At 64.2% G+C, this 17519-nt stretch carries 8 protein-coding genes and 9 pseudogenes; 4 read left to right on the forward strand and 13 right to left on the reverse strand.

Annotation, left to right across the window (positions count from 1 at the left end):
- Positions 1-318 precede the first annotated feature (318 nt).
- The 5 genes and pseudogenes from AWC17_RS01705 to AWC17_RS01725 all read right to left on the reverse strand — a co-directional run bounded on the left by AWC17_RS01705 (position 319) and on the right by AWC17_RS01725 (position 5167).
- Positions 319-1392 (reverse strand): IS110 family RNA-guided transposase, encoded by a 1074-nt coding sequence (locus AWC17_RS01705; protein ID WP_008256196.1) that lies wholly within the window; start codon positions 1390-1392, stop codon positions 319-321.
- 705 nt (positions 1393-2097) lie between these two features.
- A pseudogene (locus AWC17_RS01715) lies at positions 2098-3557 on the reverse strand (ISL3 family transposase); the annotation flags it as partial.
- 123 nt (positions 3558-3680) lie between these two features.
- The gene (locus AWC17_RS01720) at positions 3681-4325 is read right to left on the reverse strand and encodes an integrase catalytic domain-containing protein (RefSeq protein ID WP_019731991.1); all 645 of its coding nucleotides are present in this window, start codon (positions 4323-4325) and stop codon (positions 3681-3683) included.
- Positions 4304-4411, reverse strand: a pseudogene (locus tag AWC17_RS31770) (NAD-dependent epimerase/dehydratase family protein); the annotation flags it as partial. The pseudogene AWC17_RS31770 and the gene AWC17_RS01720, both read right to left, overlap by 22 nt.
- A gap of 52 nt (positions 4412-4463) precedes the next feature.
- Positions 4464-5167: pseudogene (locus tag AWC17_RS01725) on the reverse strand (histidine phosphatase family protein).
- An 82-nt stretch (positions 5168-5249) separates the two neighbouring features.
- On the opposite strand from AWC17_RS01725, the gene AWC17_RS01730 reads away from it, so the two are divergent.
- The 3 genes from AWC17_RS01730 to AWC17_RS01740 all read left to right on the forward strand — a co-directional run bounded on the left by AWC17_RS01730 (position 5250) and on the right by AWC17_RS01740 (position 6942).
- Positions 5250-6122 carry a MaoC/PaaZ C-terminal domain-containing protein gene (locus AWC17_RS01730; protein ID WP_007168405.1) on the forward strand — a complete coding sequence of 291 codons (873 nt, stop codon included), beginning with the start codon at positions 5250-5252 and terminating at the stop codon, positions 6120-6122.
- A 152-nt stretch (positions 6123-6274) separates the two neighbouring features.
- Positions 6275-6550 carry a type II toxin-antitoxin system Phd/YefM family antitoxin gene (locus AWC17_RS01735; RefSeq protein ID WP_007168406.1) on the forward strand — a complete coding sequence of 92 codons (276 nt, stop codon included), beginning with the start codon at positions 6275-6277 and terminating at the stop codon, positions 6548-6550.
- Complete coding sequence (locus AWC17_RS01740; RefSeq protein ID WP_007168407.1) at positions 6550-6942, forward strand: type II toxin-antitoxin system VapC family toxin; 393 nt, start codon at positions 6550-6552, stop codon at positions 6940-6942. The genes AWC17_RS01735 and AWC17_RS01740 overlap by 1 nt, the downstream gene beginning before the upstream one ends.
- Before the next feature lie 147 nt (positions 6943-7089).
- Here the strand turns inward: AWC17_RS01740 and otsB are convergent.
- From otsB to AWC17_RS33235, 3 pseudogenes are all read right to left on the reverse strand, one after another.
- Positions 7090-8249 (reverse strand): annotated as a pseudogene (gene otsB / locus AWC17_RS01745) (trehalose-phosphatase).
- A 41-nt stretch (positions 8250-8290) separates the two neighbouring features.
- A pseudogene (locus AWC17_RS01750) lies at positions 8291-9629 on the reverse strand (wax ester/triacylglycerol synthase domain-containing protein).
- Between the two features lie 158 nt (positions 9630-9787).
- Positions 9788-10015, reverse strand: a pseudogene (locus AWC17_RS33235) (IS1595 family transposase); the annotation flags it as partial.
- A gap of 332 nt (positions 10016-10347) precedes the next feature.
- Between AWC17_RS33235 and AWC17_RS01760 the strand changes: the two are divergent.
- A pseudogene (locus AWC17_RS01760) lies at positions 10348-11706 on the forward strand (IS1182 family transposase); the annotation flags it as partial.
- A 300-nt stretch (positions 11707-12006) separates the two neighbouring features.
- On the opposite strand, the gene AWC17_RS01765 reads toward AWC17_RS01760, so the two are convergent.
- The 5 genes and pseudogenes from AWC17_RS01765 to AWC17_RS01790 form a co-directional block, all read right to left on the reverse strand.
- Positions 12007-12960, reverse strand: a complete 954-nt coding sequence (locus AWC17_RS01765) for an SDR family NAD(P)-dependent oxidoreductase (RefSeq protein WP_007168413.1) — start codon at positions 12958-12960, stop codon at positions 12007-12009.
- Entirely contained in the window at positions 12957-14534 is a 1578-nt protein-coding gene (locus AWC17_RS01770) for a flavin-containing monooxygenase (protein WP_007168414.1), read from the reverse strand. The genes AWC17_RS01765 and AWC17_RS01770 overlap by 4 nt, the downstream gene beginning before the upstream one ends.
- Before the next feature lie 21 nt (positions 14535-14555).
- Positions 14556-15444, reverse strand: a pseudogene (locus AWC17_RS32985) (metal-dependent hydrolase).
- Between the two features lie 48 nt (positions 15445-15492).
- Positions 15493-16395: a metal-dependent hydrolase gene (locus tag AWC17_RS01785; RefSeq protein WP_170826078.1), complete on the reverse strand. Its 903-nt coding sequence runs from the start codon at positions 16393-16395 to the stop codon at positions 15493-15495.
- A gap of 445 nt (positions 16396-16840) precedes the next feature.
- Positions 16841-17440: pseudogene (locus AWC17_RS01790) on the reverse strand (TetR/AcrR family transcriptional regulator); the annotation flags it as partial.
- Positions 17441-17519: the final 79 nt, after the last annotated feature.

The following is a 17519-nucleotide window of genomic DNA, read 5'->3' on the forward strand; positions in this document are numbered from 1 at the left end:
GAGATTATTTCGAGGTCGCTTTGACAAGATAGCGACGACCGAACGCCCGGTGTATCAACGCAGATGAGGATCTGCTATTCGAGACAGGCAAGCTCCACTGCAGACAAAAGCCATCCCGGTGCCGTATCGGCGGACACGGCGGATCCGTCAAGCTCCCGCGGTTCCCCCTGGCCTCAGGGCTTATTCGCGGACGAGGAGTGTCCGGCTGCAGCTGTCCTCTCGCCACGATTCGTTCTCACGACGTGAATCCCGGAATCCGGCAACGCCGTCAGCCCACGTTGCCGACCTCGGCGATCTTGATTCCAGATGCTCCTATGTTCAGGCAACGATTTTTGTTGCCTTTCTTGACGGTTGGAGGGCGTGGAAGATTTCGCGGGCGAGGTAGCGCTTGAGACAGCGCATGACCTCATTTTTGGTTTTCCCTTCGGCGAGGCGCCGCGCCATGTAGTCACGGGTGGGTTGGTGGCGGCGCAGCCGCACGACCAGGATGACATGCAGCGCCCGGTTGGCATCACGGTTGCCGCCGCGGTTGAGTCGGTGTCGGACGGTTTTGCCGCTGGAGGCCTGCAGCGGGCTGACTCCGCAGAGTTTAGCGAAGGCGCCGTCGCTGGTGATCCGATCGTGGTTGTCGCCGATCGCTGCCAGCAGCGTGGCGGCGGTGTCGGGGCCAACACCGTAGACGGCGCGCAACTGCGGTGCGGCGGTGGCGGTGATGGTGTCGATGTGGTGTTTGAGCCGGGCGGCTTCGACGTCGAGTTGCTCGCAGCGCGCCGCCAGTGATTTGATCGCCATCGTGATGGCATCGGTTGGACTGCTTGGCGTTTCGGACTCAGACAACTGTTTGCAGGCCTGGATGAGACGCTTTTTGTAGAGGCCGGCCAGCTGTTCACGCAGCGCTGCGGGAGCGGTGACCAAAAGGTCCTGCAGGGCGGTGTAGGCCTTGGCGCGGGCGCGCACCGCACTGGTACGGGCCACCCGCAGCACCCGCACCATTTCGGCAGCACCGTCGGCGGACTTGGGGTCGCCGAGGGCTTCGCCGGCCAACACGATCGCGGCGGCTCCGGCCGCATCGGTGTCGTCGGATTTGCCGTAGCGTGCCCGGCGCTGCCGTTTGGGGCGGCCGACCTCGGTGACCGCGATGCCCTCGGCGCGCAGGTAGCGGGCCAGGCCCGCGCCGTAGTGGCCGGGGCCTTCGATACCGACGATGACGAGCTGGCCCAGCCCGTGAGCCCAGGACACGAATTGACGGTACCCGGCGGTGCTGGCTGCCATGCGGTGGCTGCCCAGCGGACGGCCCAGCTGATCGGCGGCGTGGGCGACGTGGAACTGCTTGTGCGTGTCGACACCGACGGTGACCTGTGGTTGGGTGGATGCGGCGATGGTGGATTGCATTGCGGCCTTCCTGTGACCGGGATTTCCTGGATGGGGTGAAAGGGCGAAGCCGTCGGGCGGGGACGATACTGCTACGGGATGCTTGGTCGCGCTCCTATCAGGTCATTCCGTCCGGCGGTTCCGCGCCGAACCAGGCACGGTCGACGGATCTGACGATTGCAGGCACGCCACACTGCTCGCGGCCGGTAAAGAAATGAGTCAGACCGCACCGGTTCGGACGCGGACCCTACCGACGCCCCGCTTCGCGAGGCCGCGGAAACGCCGGTAGTTCTTTAATAGCAGTAAGGAAACTTCTCACATGCTGCGTCGGGGGCGTGATGCATCACGTCAAGTTGCCCGCGAAACCTGATCCATGCATCACGTAAGGAATGCCCGCGAAAACGAGGTCAACTGGCGGTCTTGTTCTGGATGCGGATGCCGGATCTGACCTCGGGTAGGGCGGTGGGGATGGCGGCGAGGTAGAGGTGTTCGGTCTTGTTCTTGGCGAGTCTGAGCAGGGCGGCTTGTAGATCGGCGATCTGGCGTGCGATCGCGGCGGGGTTCAGGGTGTCGCGGTAGGCAAGCAGCTCCGATTCTTGGGCTGGCGAGAGGACCCCGGCTGCCAGCAGCCGGTCCAGTGGGGTCATGGGCTCGTCGTAGAGGCGGCGGCGCTGGCCGTCGCGGCCAGCGCCGTAGCCGATGGGTTTGATGGCTCTTCGTAATTCAGAGTGCATTGACAAGTTGGTGGAGTGCTCCGCTGTGTAGTAGTGAGCGCCAACGGTAGTGGGTGAGGTTGCGGAATCCGAGGGCGTTGCGGCGCAATGCTTCCAGGCGGCCGTTGATGGCCTCGGTGGGTCCGTTGGAGACGTGGTGGTCGAAGAAGGCCAGGATGTCGGCGCGGCGGCGCGATAGCGTGCGGCCGAGTTGGGCGATCTCCTCCAATCCGGCGGGTACGCCGCGCCGACTTCCAGGCGGCCGTTGATGGCCTCGGTGGGTCCGTTGGAGACGTGGTGGTCGAAGAAGGCCAGGATGTCGGCGCGGCGGCGCGATAGCGTGCGGCCGAGTTGGGCGATCTCCTCCAATCCGGCGGGTACGCCGCGCCGTATCGACTCGATCAGCCTGGTCATTGCCTTCTTGCCGTGACGTCGGTTCGGGTCGGCGTAGGCGGCGATGATCTTCTGATAGATCAGCCAGGCGACCTTGACGGCGAGATGGTCGTCGCCGTCGAGCACCTCGGTCAGCCGGGTGTATTGGCGTGGGGAGAGCAGCTGCAGGCGGGTTCGGGCGATGCGCCGGATCCCATAGAGCGGGTCACCGGTGTGTCCGCGCCGACCCAGGGTCTGCTGCTGGATGCGTTGGCGGATCAGGTCGAGCTTGGTCCCGGCCAAAGCCACAACGTGGAAGGGGTCCATCATGGTGACCGCGTCCGGGATGACCTCGGTGGCGGCGGTCTTGTAGCCGGCGAACCCGTCCATCGCAATGACCTCCACGGCCCGGGCAAAGTCGGTGGGTTGGGCGGCCAACCACGTGGCCAGTGCGGTCGCTGAGCGTCCTTCGACCAGGTCGAGCAGGCGTGCCGGGCCGGTCTGGTCGTGGGTAGGCGTGAGGTCGATGATCAGCGTGACGAACCCCTCTGTGCCGCGACGCCGAGGCGCCCAGCGATGCTCATCGACACCGATCACCGTCACCCCGGCCAGCCGATCCGGCCCGGTTGTGGCGATCAGGCCGGCGGTCGCACGCATCGCGATGGAGCTGACAGTATGCCAGGACACCCCGAGTTCGGCGGCGATCGCCGAAATGGTGGTGCGGTCGATCATCAACCGCCGCAATACATACCGGGCACAGCGCCGCGTCGTCGATGAGCGCGGGGCCGCCAACTTGCCCAGATCCTGGTTGAACACTGCCCGCCCACACGCTGGCGTTGTGCAGCGGTAGCGAGGTAGGGCACCCTGCAGCACCAGCGGGTAGCCGGCCACCGGCAGATCCGTCAACGGCCGAGTCACAGTGTCGCGGTAGCGGCCCTCCCGGCCGCAGTCCGGACACCTGGCGTCACAGGCCACCGGCCTGCAGAAGATCGTCGTCGTCTTCTCGTCGACCGCGGCGTCGGTGATCGTCACCCCCAACTCGATGGTGCGCATGATCGTGTCGGCAACAACCGACGGCGGGCAGGCAGTAGCCTCAGGCAAGGGTCACCTCGGTGGTGTTGGTGAAGCGGCGTGTAGGAACCTGAATCGTCACCCACCGAGGCCCCACCTCAGCTCAACGACACGAACCCCCACCGCGGATATCCGCCAACCACTGCTGCACGCTCATTTCCGCAGAGCCGGTTTGATGGTGGGCGTCAGGTAGTTGAGCCGGTCGTTGACCAGCCTCCAGAGCCGGTTGAGCACCGCACGTTCCTCGTCGGTGTCATAGCGGTAGTAGAACCCATACTTGCGGACGAGGTGGTTGTTCTTGGACTCGATTGTGGCCTGATCGTTCTTCTTGTACGGCCGCGACCTGGTGAAGAAGATCTCCATCTGCGCAGCCCACTTGATGACGGCCTTGTTGAGGAATTCGGTTCCGTTGTCGAAGTCCAAACCGGTTACCTCGTAAGGTATTTCATGGACACCGGCTTTGAGGGCGCCGAGGATGTGAGTGTGGGCGTTGTTGCGTTCGGTGCGGGTGAAGACCCAACCGATATGCATATCGGTGAGGTTGACGGTCCGGGCGAACTCGCCTTTGAGGGTTGGACCGCAGTGCGCGACGGTGTCGCCTTCGAAGAACCCCGGAGATCCCTCGACCTCGTCGGTTGCCTTGCGGATCTTGATCGAAGACCGCAGCAACGGGGAGGCCTTGGTGGTCGATTTCCCCTTGATCTGGTCGCGCGCCTTGACCGCACGCAGGTAGCGGTCGATCGTCGCGCTGCTCATCGCCAACAGCTCGGCACGCACCTGCGGGCTGTAGCGGTCCACACCTGCGCGTCCGGCCGGGTTTCCAGCAGGCGAGGTACGACGCGGCGACCAATAAACCCGGTACCGCCGGTAACGACATAGCGCATGCAAGCCATCGTGGCGGGTCACACCGCGCACGTCAACCATGCTGTCCAGGCATCAGCCGGCGAAGTTGCGGATGCCGTCCCAGTCCACCAGCGTCCAGCCGGTCATCGGGTTTCCGGTGATCACCACGCGGCCGACGTTGGGCAGCGGATGACTGGTCGCCAGGCTGTCCTTGGCGTTCTTCGTGTTCATCAGCGTCCAGTACTCGATGGCGTACAGATGCGAGAACACCACCGGTTGGTTGTGGCCGCTGTTGTAGATCTTCTGCACGGCCGCGGTGAACCAGTCGTTGAACTCCTTGCCGGTGATCGACCCGGGGATGCGGTCTCCGACGTCGCCGTTGAGCCAGTCCGCCGGTACGTCGAGGGGGCCATCGAGACGGGCTTGCCCTCGTACCAGCCGGCGTTGATCTCTTGGATGCCTTGCAGCACCTCGACTTGCTTGCCGAGTTCGGCGGCCAACGGCGCGGCGGTCTGTTGCGTTCGCACCATGGTGGAGGCGTAGACGGCGTCGTACTTGTTGTGGGCGAGTTGGTGCGCGACCTGTTCGGCCTGCCCCTTGCCCTCCGGGGTCAGGCCCGGGCCCGGCACGTCGGTGTCGATGACGCCGCTGGCGTTGGTCTCGGACTCCGCGTGCCGGACGAACGTCACGGTGATGCTGTGGGCCTGCGGTGACCCGCCGCAGGCGCCGACGATTACCGTTGCGGCCAGCACGGCTACCGCTTTTGAGGCCTTCCTGATCAAGCTGGGATTGCGCATGGCGATAGCCTGCCCCGCCGACGGTGCCGGTGGGAAGGGTTTGCGATGGTTGGGTGGCAGAAAAGCTTGAAGGGAGACTCGTATGGCGATTGACCCGAGTGCCGTCGGTGCGACGACGGAGCCGATGCTGTTCGAATGGACGGACCGGGAGACGCTGCTCTACGCGCTCGGTGTCGGCGCCGGAACTGACGACCTATCGTTCACCACCGAAAACAGCCACGACATCACCCAGCAGGTGCTGCCCACCTATGCGGTGATCTGCTGCCCGGCGTTCGGTGCGGCGGGCAAGATCGGAAAGTTCAACTGGGCCATGCTTTTACACGGGTCGCAGGGCATCCGGCTGCACGCACCGCTGCCGCCGGCGGGCAAGCTGTCCGTGGTCTCCGAGGTCGCGGACATCCAGGACAAGGGCGAGGGCAAGAACGCGATCATCGTGCTGCGCGGCCGCGGCACCGACCCCGACTCGGGGGAGCTGATCGCCGAGACACTCACCACGTTGGTCATCCGGGGCGAGGGCGGGTTCGGGGGAGTGCCGGGTCAGCGGCCGATCGCGCCGGAGTTTCCCGACCGCGAGCCCGATGCCCGGATCGCGCTGCCCACCCGTGCGGACCAGGCGCTGATCTATCGGCTCTCCGGTGACCGCAACCCGCTGCACAGCGACCCGTGGTTCGCCAGGGACATGGCCGGTTTCCCGAAGCCGATCCTGCACGGGCTGTGCACCTACGGGGTGTCGGGCCGCGCGCTGGTCGCCGAGCTGGGCAAGGGCGTGGCCGCCAACGTCACGTCGATAGCGGCGCGATTCACCTCGCCGGTGTTTCCAGGGGAGACGCTGACCACGCTGATCTGGCGGACGGAACCGGGCAAGGCGGTGTTTCGGACGGAGGCTTGTGGCGCCGAAAGCGCGAACGCGCGGATCGTGTTGGACGACGGCGCGGTGGAGTACGCGGAGGCCTAGCCGATGGCTTAGAACCCGGTACGTCGCCCCGGCGCGCAGGCGTTCACTGGTGCGCCTGGCCTGCCGTCCAGCCATGACCTGTCCCGCATTCGGCGGGCTTCGGGGGGATCGCTCGGGCGCTAAGCTAAACAGCTATGTGCTACAGTTAGCACATGTCTACGGTGGGCGTTCGTGAGCTGCGGCAGCGGGCCAGCGAACTCCTCCGTCGGGTCGAGGCCGGCGAGACGATCGAGATCACCGACCGTGGTCGGCCTATCGCCCTTCTCTCGCCGATGCCGGAGGGCGGTCCGTACCAGCAGATGCTGGCAAGCGGCGGGATCGAACGTGCGACGCTTGACTTTGATGACCTTCCCGAGCCGGTCCGACTCAAAACGGGTATCGAGCTGCCGTCCGTGACGCTTGCGCGCCTGCGTGAGCACGAGCGTTGATGGCGGCCATCTACCTGGACTCGTCCGCAATCGTCAAGCTTGCAGTTCGTGAGCCAGAGTCGGATGCGCTGCGTCGCTACCTTCGCACCCGGCTGCCGCGGGTGTCGAGTGCCCTTGCGCGGACGGAGGTCATGCGGGCTCTGCTCCACAAGGGTGAATCAGCCCGAAGAGCCGGACGCCGGGCGCTCGCGAGCCTAGACCTACTACGCATCGACAACCGATTGCTCGATCTTGCTGGTGGGCTGCTGCCAATCGAGCTACGCACCCTCGATGCAATTCACCTGGCGACTGCCCAGCGGCTCGGCATGGATCTTGGCCGGTTGTGCACTTACGACGACCGCATGCGCGACGCCGCCGAGGCGCTCGGCATGGCAGTGATTGCCCCGTCTTGATCGGCTACCTAGGGTGGCGCGTGAGGCGGCCAACGCTTCATGTCCCGGCATGTCGCGCCAACCTCGTGCCACCGCCGAATGGGGACACCGTCGTGCTGGATCACTCGAATGTTGGCACCCTGAGCGCCGTTAGAACCGTTGCCGTCGCTAATTTACGCGGGCGTAACTTAACCGCTGTGCCAACCTTTCGGTGAACTCGGCGGCGCGCGCGGGACTGTCCAACGCAAACAGCGCGGCGGTGGCGCGGTCGCCGTCTTCGCTGTGTCGCACCAGGATCGGGATACCATCATCGCGGACCGCGTCGAACGCGTCCTCGTCGGTGATGTCGTCGCCGAGATAGATGGGCACCAGCGGACGCGCGTCGGCCTCGCGCAGGTGATTGATCACCCAGCGAAGCGTCTTTCCCTTGTCCCAGTCCATGTCCGGACGCAGCTCGATGACTTCGCGACCCGTCGTCACCCGAAGTCCGTCCCGCCGGCCCGCCGCGCGCACCGCCGCGGCAACCTCGCCCACGCGGTCCCGCGCGGCGTTGCGGTAGTGGACCGCAACGCCAAATCGCTTGTGCTCCATCATAACTCCGGGGATCGAGTCGAGCCGGTCGCGCAGCTCGGCGGCGGCCTGTTCGAGCACCGGTGTGGCCGCCGCCGCGGCGTCGTTCTGGTGGTGTGTGCCGTCGGGTGCGGTCAGCTCGAAACCGTGGCTGCCGGCATACCAGATCCCGGGCACACCGAGGCGCTGTGACACGTCGGCGAGGTCGCGGCCGGACAGAACCGCGACCGGGCATTGCGCGGCCAGCTTCCGCAGCGCCTCGACCGCGGCGGCGACGGGCCGGGCCGCGGCGGGATCGTCGACGATGTCCGACAGCGTGCCGTCGAAGTCGAAGAACATATGGCCGGCCTCCGGTCGGTGAGGGCACCGAGGGCCTGCACAGCATCGGGTAGCTGGGACATCCGGTGGTCCCCGGTGCGCACGGCGACCTCATCCAGATCGCCGACCACGGCGTCGGCGCCGACGCGCCGCAGGGCGTCACTTTGCCCTGTTCGGTCGAGGCCGATGACCAACGCGAATCCGCCGTCGCGCGCGGCCTGGACGCAAGCCGCGTTGTCGGTAAGGACGGCGCATCGCCCCGGGCGGACCGACAGCTTGTCTGCTGCCTCACTCAGGGTGTCGCGGACGTTACCGTTCGACGCGAAGACGCCGGTGTCGACGCCGGCTTCGCGCAATCGCCGGGTCAGCGCCTGGGTGCGGTCCAACGCGGTGTCGAACAGCACCGCGTCATGGCGGCGCGGGTCGATGGTGACCGGCATTGACCAACCTTCTCACGGTGTTCAACGCCGGTGAGAGCGGGTCAGTGACGTGCCGGCGTGGGTGCCGACGGTCGCGGCCGCTGCGCCTGGCCCGGAAACGCGCGCGCCGCGCGCGTGCGCCGGCGGTCCTTGCTGAACAGCAACACCGAATCCTGGCTGAGCGCCACCATCCGTGCCATGCCCAGCTCGATACCGGCTGCCAGCTGCTTGACGTCGGCCGTGGCGTCGTATTCGGCGGTGATGCCCGAATACCAATTCGTCGCCGTAGCTGAGCATCGCGACCCCGGTGCTCAGCTGCAAGGCGATCGGGGGGATCGGCAGCAGGCGCTCCATCGTCTGGCCCATCAGCCGCAGCTGATGGCGAGGCCCGGGCGCGTGGTTCGCCAGCGTTACGAGGCCGCGCTGCGGGAGCCTGGGTAACAGTTGTATGAGGTTGCCGCGCAGCATAGTTGGCAGACAATTGATCGCAGACTCCACGATACCGGGCGGAGATTTGTCGGCGTGCTGCGCTTTCCACCGGCTGTGCACGGTCCGCAATTGCTGGACCGGGTCGTCATGCTCGACGGGCAGGTATGGCAGTAGTGCCGAACGTACCGGCATCGGCACCAGGGTGCGCAGCGAGTCCGCCCGCGGTTCTTCGCCGCGGCGTAGCAGAACCCTTCGGAAGCCCTCGGTGATGGCCGCCAGCGCGACATCGTTGACGGTCACACCGAATTTGCGGCACACGCACTCGACGTCGGCAATCGGGACGCGCACCGTGCTGTAGCGCCGCAGGACCGGGTCGACCGAGGGCCGTGCCGTCGGCCAGATCGCCCCGACGAAGTTGCCGGCGAGTGCCCCAGCCCACTCCAGGGGCCAGCCGCGCTTCGAGGCCTGCGGCGGCGAATCATGTTTGTCGCCAACACCGTTCGCGAATGCATCGTGGTCGGCGTCGTCGCAAAGCCGGGTGAGCAGGTGGGCGGCTGAGTTCCCGTCGGCCAAGCCGTGGTGGATCTTCATCAAGATTGCCCACCGGCCGCCTTTCAGGCCCTCGATCACCCAGCACTCCCACGGCGGACGGTCCAGGTCGAGGGGACGCTCCAGGGCGTGGGCGATCGCGCCGGACAGCTGGGCGTCGTCGCCCGGGCGCGGAATCGCCACCCAGCGCACATGATGGGCCAGGTCGAATCCGGGACAGTCGATCCACTCGAAGCTCTGCGTCCGCAGCACCTGTGTGCAGCGCGGTATCGACTGAATCCGTTCCGCCAGCAGCTGTTTCAGCAGTGCGTAATCGGGGACGCCACCATCGACGATGGCGACCGCGCCGATCACCAGGCTGGCGTACTGATCGGGATCTTGAGCTCTCAGGTACGCCGTATCCAGTGTTATCGCTTGCGCCATGCGCAGTCCCCGCCCCTCGTTTCTCGCACTTGTACCAGTATTTGCGCGGGACCTCCGGGGCGGTAGGCCAGGAGCGTTAAGAATGTGTTTAGACCCGTTAAACAGCTCGCCTAAGTCGAACATACTTATTGCTTATCTGCTTAAGTGGACTCGTTTGCTTAAAAAAATTCGTCAAAAGTACTGCCGGGCAGTGGTTTAGCAGTTGCTCGCAGAGTTTGCTCTTGGCCTTCGGCGGCGCCGATGAGGTCGGCTAGTGGGTGGGGATCGGTGTTGACGCTTTGTTGCAGGAGTCGGTAGAAGAGCATTCCGCGGGCTTTTGACCTGCGGCGATTGAATCTGAAGGTGAACTCGTCGAGGTAGTACTGCAGGTGCTCGCGTTCCACGCGGGTGTAGCGGCCATGACAGGAGCGATCGTCGGCGCCCGCGACGGCGTTGAATCCATCCCTGCTCGCTGGCTCGAAGCACTCGAAGACGGCGACCGCGGACGCACCCACGTGAAGCAGCTCGCCGCGCTTCTGCTCAGGTAGCGCGCTCTGCGCCCTACCCCCCGCTCACCTAGGTGCGTGGGTCGGTATCCACGAGTTGTTGGTGTGTCACGCTGATGGCGACGTGGATGGTCGGGAAAACTGTGTCCATGGATTTGATGACGGCCCAGGATCAGCTGTTTGAGACCGAGTCCGCGCGGCCTCGCTCGTCATCGTCACCGGGCGAGGTTTCGGTGGACAAGACGTTTCGGGCCTATGACCAGGATCAGTCGTTTTTGATGCCGCCGTCGTTGCGGGATTGGTTGCCTGACGATCATCTGGCGTTGTTTGTGTCCGAGTTGGTCGATGAGGTGCTTGATCTGGCAGTGTTTTTCGCCTCCTACAGCGAGGCCCGGGGCTTTCCGCCGTATCACCCGCGGCTGATGCTCAAGCTGCTGCTCTACGGGTACACCAGCGGGGTTCGTTCATCTCGCAAGATCGAAGCCCGTTGCCATGACGATGTGGCGTTTCGGTACCTGGCCGCCAACACCGCACCGGACTTTCGCTCCATCGCCCGCTTTCGGCGCCGTCACCTCGCCGCGCTGGAAGCCCTGTTCCTGCAGGCGCTGACCCTGTGCCAGCAGGCGGGCATGGTCACGATGGGCCGGGTGGCCCTCGATGGCACCAAGGTCAAGGCCAATGCCTCCCGTCACAAGGCGATGAGCTATGACCGGATGTGCGAGGCGGAGCCGGCCCTGCAAACCCAGGTCGAGCAGATCATGCGGGAGGCCGAACGCGTCGATATCGACGAGGACCAGGCCCACGGCCCGGACAATCGTGGCGGTGACCTGCAGGGCGAATTGGCCCGCCGTGAGAGCCGGCTGGCCAAGATCCGCAAGGCCAAGGCCGACCTGGAACAACACGCCAAAGACCAGGCCGCGGACAAGGCCCGGGCAAGGGCGCAAAACGCCGGCCATGATGACGACGCGGCCGCGCGGGCCGCCGAGCAGGCAGCACAGTGCGCGACCGTCAAGCCCAAGGCGCAGCGCAACTTCACCGACCCTGACGCCCAGATCATGAAGACCGCCGACGGCAGCTTCCACTACTGTTACAACGCGCAGGCCGTCGTCGATGAAGAACATCAGGTGATCGTTGCGACCGACTTCGCCGAATCCGGCGCCGACAACCCCGCATTCGGCGAGCTGCTCGCCCAGACCATCACCAACACCGCGACCACACCGCGTCAGACGCTCGCCGACGCCGGCTACTTCAGTGAGAACAACATCGACGCCGCCCACAAGGCGGGCACCGATCCGCTGATCGCGACCGGCCGGCTCGCCCACGGCGAGCAGGTTCCCGACGCGCCACGGGGACGGACACCGAAAAATGCGACACCAAAGGCGCGGATGGCCCGCAAACTTCGCACCAAGAAGGGCAAGGCCGCATATTCGCGGCGCAAGGTGATCGTCGAGCCGGTGTTCGGGCAGATGAAGACCACCCAGGGGGCGAGTCGACTCCTGCTCCGCGGCCACCATCACGCCCGCGCCGAATGGCGCCTGCTCGCCGCCTGCCACAACCTGCGAACCCTCCTACTACAACATTGCAGCGCAGGCTGCGGCCGGCTGAAAGGGTCGTGCGCAGCGAGTTACGGCCACCGATCCGCCATCCCGCGGAATGCGGCCCGCCCGATCACACCACCAGGCCAACAAAACGCCGCCCGATGCCCTCCGTCCAGGACAAATCCACCTGCCGACCCGACAAATCCGTTACCGACCCACGCACCTAGCCGGGGGCAGCAGGAATCAAGATCACTACAAGTCAAGTCCCCACGGAATCAGGGGAACCCCTTCACCCGAGCTGCACGGCGTATTGACGGCAGAGCACCTACGATTGGCCGCTGATCAGCCCGCACCCTACTTTCCCGTGCTGGTGACCGGTGCCGCCGCCTCGGCTCCACCGGCGGCAAGCTCACCCTGGTCCGCAGCACCCACTGTCTTTGACAGGCGAGCACCCAGCCGCTGAAATGCGTCCACCGAGAATGGCTGCATCATACGGCGGTTGACACCAGGGGCGATACGGAGCATGAAATAGCCCAGCCAGGCCTCGGTGCGCACCGGCACGACCGCCAAATCAAACCGTACCGCACGTACGACGGCACGAGCTACGAGGTCCGAGCTCATCGGCGAGACCCTAAACTTCTCGCTAAATTCCTGGAGCTTCTTCGTGAACTGCTTTCCTTGTTCGATCAGGTTCTGATCGACGCCGACTACGATCGCGCGATCAGCGATGTTGGTGTTGATCACACCCGGGCACACGGCGCTGACGCCGATGCCTCTCGGTCCGAGTTCGAGCCGCAAGCACTCGGTCAGCATCTTCACGCCCGCCTTGGACACCGAGTACGGCGCCATCACCGGCGTGGGTGTGAACGCCGCCGCTGACGCGATGTTGACGATGTGGCCACCGCCGCGCTCAACCATCTGGGCGCCGAACACACGACATCCGTGGACGACACCCATTAGGTTCACACCGAGTTGGCGGTCCCAATCCGAGGGACTCAGCTGCAAAAAGTGGCCGCCCACCAAGATACCTGCGTTGTTGACCAATACATCGGTGTAACCGTGATCGGCTAACACATCGCGACCGAACACCGCCCAGGCGTCGGGGTCGGTGACGTCCAACTGCGCCGCCGACGCGCCGAGGCCGTAACCGCGGATCATCGCGGTGGTCGCTTGTGCCGCATCCAGATCGATGTCGGAGACCACGACGTGGGCGCCGAGCTTAGCGAACCTGATCGCTGTCGCCCGGCCAATGCCGCTTCCAGCCCCGGTGACCACCACCAGGCGCGGTCGCAATCGGTTGAACTTCACAGGCTCTCCTTCGTCATGGCCGCGGCTGCGTCCAGAACCGCAACGCCCCTGCTGTATCGGTAGACATCAAGGTTGTAATAGCGGTTCTGCCAGTACATTTCGCCGTGCGTCGACGGCCGAAACGGTGAATCGCCCTGGTTATTAATGTAGTAGGTGTTCGAACCCGCACACGCCGGAGTGAACAGGAAGTTATTCTGTTGGCGCTTCAGGCATTTCCGAAAATACTCGTCGTGGGCTTCCTGACGAATCTCGCAGACCGTTGCACCGCGGCGCTTCGCTTCGGCTATGGCGCGGCTCAGGTGAGCCGATGTCGCTTCGATCATCCACAAGTACGAGCCGAGCACGAATCCGTAGGGCCCGGTGATTGAGAACATGTTCGGAAATCCGGGAACCGAAACACCCTGGTACGACTGGTATCTCTGCTCACTCCAGAACCGCCCGAGATCGACGCCGCCCCGCCCGATGACGGGGAAGGGAGGCACCGCGCCCGCCTCCCACAGCTTGAACCCGGTCGCGCAGATCAACACGTCGATCTCGTGCTCCACGCCGTCCGCCGTCCGTACCCCCTTCTTGGTAATGCACTCGATCGCATCGGTGACCAGGCTGACGTCGTCGCGGTTGAAGGTACGCAAGTAGTCGTTTGACATCGACGGGCGCTTGCAGCCTAACCCGTAGCGTGGGATCAGCTTCTCCCGAACGACCGGGTCATCGATCTGGCGGCGCATCCAGCGGCGGGTAGGAACCTCAAGCATCCGGCGGCTCGCGTTCGTCAGCCACTGTGGACCGACCCACATCCCGGCCATGCCGACCTCGGTTGCGACGGTTCCCACCAGGCGGATACCCGAACGGATTCGCTTACGCCCCAGAACCCACCGGATGGCGGACGTGACCTCCTTGTCAGGTTTTGGGAACACCCATATCGGTGTTCGTTGGAAGACTGTCAAATGTTCGACTTCGTCGACAATGGCCGGGACGACCTGCAGCGCCGTTGCGCCAGTGCCGATGACCGCGACGCGCTTGCCCGCCAGCGCCACGTCATGGTCCCAGAGTGCGGTGTGCATGAGCACACCCCCGAACTCGTCGAGACCCGGGATATCAGGCATCTTCGGGCGTTCGAGGCCACCGACCGCCATGACTACATTTCGGCCGGTAATCTCCTGATCGGCGTCGGTAGTCAATCGCCATAGGCTATTGCGCTCATCGAGCACCGCCGAGGTGATCGTAGTGTTCAGCCGCAACTTTTGAGCTAGGCCGTACTTGTCCACAAGGTCGCTGGCGTAATCGCGAAGCTCGTAACCCGGAGCGAAGATCCGCGACCAATCACCACGCTGCTCGTAGGAAAAGCTGTAGACAAACGAGGGAATATCCACCGCCACACCCGGATAAGTGTTCGCATGCCAGGTGCCGCCCACCTGATCCCACTTGTCGACAATCACGAAGTCGTGAATGCCTCTGCGTTGCAAGGAGATACCAGCACCGATACCGCCGAATCCAGCGCCGACGATCACGACTTCATGGTCTGGAGTGACACGCTCGACAGTCGGTAACTGCTCGATGTCGATCGTTGTACTCAACTTGAACTCATGGCCTTCCTGCTACTTGAGATGACCGACAAGGGCACCGTCGTCGCCGAACAGCTCCTGCCGCCACTGCTGCACCAGCGCGGTCGTGTCGATGTCGTCGGGATGGAAGCCCGGCTTTAGGTACATGCGCAGATCGGCCATCAGCCCCTGCACCAACGGGCCCCGGAACACCGCACGCGTTTGACGCGCCACTTTGATCGGGCGCCATCCCCGCGGATCGGCCAAAATAGACAACAGCACCCCGATCGACACCACCGGGATCGTCAGGATGTACAGCACCGCCATCACCCCGATCCGGAGCCACTCCGGCCCATCGACGGCCCGGTAGACGTCGAACGCCACCGACTTATGTTCCAGCTCTTCCACCGCGTGCCAGTTGAGCAGGTTTCGCACCTCGGGATCGCCAGGAATCTTTTGTATCTCTTCGCCCAGCATGCGCTCAGCCAGTGTCGCGGTGTAGTGCTCGGCCGCCGCCGTGACCGCCAGGGGTACCCGCGCTGGCAGCAGGTTCTCAATTCGCACGATCAACCGCTCCCGGCGGCTGTCATGCGGGAACATAAACAGCCGGACAATCGGGTAGCCCATCTCGATGAGCTTCTCGTTGAGCCGGCGGTGTTCCTGGCCGTGCACCGACTCCTGGCCAAATGAATCCGGCCACCCGCTTCATCAGTACCGGATCGGTCATCTGATCGGCAAAGCGCCGAACCGACCGGATAAACAACTCCTCACCTGGCGGAAACACGCCGGACAGCAACGCCACAAGGTGGCTGAACACGATATTGCCCTCAACGAAATGGTGGTCCATCGGCTCGGGATCGCCGAACCAAAACCGAATCCGCCGAGCCTTAGGATACGTACTCTCGGCTACTTTTTCGGCTGCTGTTCCGCTTTTCGCAGCCATTGCCTGACTAGCTACCATGGCAATCCCTTTTGTTGTGGATGTTCGCAATCACTTCAGGTAGCCGACGAGTTCTCCGTCGGTGCCGAAGAGTTCCTCTTGCCAGTGCTCCAACAACGCGTTCGTGTCGATGTCGTCAGGATGGAATCCCGGTCGCAGATATTTCGTAAGGTCTGGGATCAAACCCCGGAAGATGGGGCCACGGTACAGCCGATAGGCCTCCCGTATCACCCGTAGCGGCTGACGACGCCCATCCGGGTCGTGCGCCAGCGAGTAAACCAATGTGACGGCTATGAGGAGAAGCAGGGTCGGAATCATCACGGCCATCACACTCCTGCGCATCCGCTCCGTACCTCCCGCCACCGTGCGGAAGACATCGAATGCGACCGATTTGTGCTCAAGTTCCTCCACGGCATGCCAGTTCAGCACGTTCCACACCTGCAACTCGCCCGGAATCGCCTGGATTTCCTCTTCGCCCAGCGTGCGCTCAGCAAGTACGGCGGTGAAGTGTTCTGCAGCTGCTGTTACCGCCAGGGGTAGCCGCGCAGGCAGCCGCTCCTCCAGTCGCTTGACCCAGTCGTTAAACTTCTTCGAATCCCACCAAGCGATCGGGTAACCCATGTCGATGAGTTTCTCGTTCAGCAGGCGGTGTTGCTGTCCGTGGACCGATTCCTGGCCGATGAAGCCCGCCACCCGTTTCTTCAACGTGGGATCGGTGACCTCATCTGAGAATCGACGCACCGACCGAATAAACAACTCCTCCCCTGACGGGAACGCACCCGATAGGTTCGCCACGAAGTGGCTGAACACGATGTCGTCGTTGACGAAGTACTTGCCGTGTGTGCCGCCGTCGCCGCCAAACGGAAAGCTTATCCGTCGGGTCCTCGGATAACGGGATCCAGCGCTCGCTGCGGTCACCGACTTTGCCTCTTGCCTTGCGTGGTCACTCGCCATGAATGCTAGCCCCTTCCTTGAACGTGTGACGTGTAGTTCCAGGTACCAATAGTACTAGGTGTTGGAACCACGCTACTGCGGATCCACGAGGTCGGCAAGCATCCGGCAAGCATCACGAAAAGTGCCCGCGAAACGCCCTCGGTGCATCACGTAAGAATGCCCGCGAAACGGTGATCCCCGCCAGGCATGGAGAGTGGGCTGTCGATGTCGTCTCGTGCCGAGATCACCGCGAAGTTCGCCAAGGCGTATGTGAAGGCGTCGAAGGCGAATAAGGGGCAGATTCTGGATCAGGTGGTGGAGGTCACCGGCTGGTCGCGTGACAATGCTCGGCGCCGGTTGACGGCCGCGGCCCGGCCGCCGGGAGCGGGCCGGCAGGTCGCCAAACGACCTCGCCGGCAGCGCAAGCCGAAGTATTCCTATGACGCGCTGAAGGTGCTGGGCCACTGGAGCGAACGGCGACGTGCAGTGTCGGTTTGTCGTCGTCTGACTCGTCTGGGCGGGAGACTTGATCCCACATGGTGTCGATCATCGGTTGCAGGAAGAGCTGTCCCAGCTGTCGGACCATGATGTCGATGATCTGGGTGGATCCGCTTCGCTCCGCATTTGCGATACCGGCGTCGCGGGCTTTGATGAGCTCCGTTCGGGTCAGCTCTGTCAATCGCTGGAGCAGTTGGCCTTTAGACCCTGCGGGGTCCAGTAGCGCGCGGCGCAGATAGTTGACGACGGCTGGGTTCGATTCGAGCATCTCCTTCACAGCCACGTCACGCGCCGTGGCGACTTGTCTTGGTGTTCCATCAACGGGGACCTGCGCGATCGTCTGCGCGAAGTAGTCGACGACGAGTTGTTCAACGGCGCGGCGGATTCCGTCCTTGGTCTTGAAGTGGTGGACAACCAGCCCGACCGTGACGCCGGCTCTCGAGGCGATATTTCGCATCGACGTGCGGTCCTCCCCGAACTCCGCGAACAGGTCCATCGCGGCGTTGCGAATGCGCGCCTTCGCGGTCAGGTCGTCTGCGCCTGCGCGTGGATCGGCGAACGGTCCCATGCGTCCTTACCTTTCTTGCAGGGTGGTTGTTGCCCTCGGCCGTAGGCTTCGAACTGCCCAGGGACGTCGGGTATGGCTT

The organism is Mycobacterium nebraskense, from assembly GCF_002102255.1.
Classification (GTDB): Bacteria; Actinomycetota; Actinomycetes; order Mycobacteriales; family Mycobacteriaceae; genus Mycobacterium; species Mycobacterium nebraskense.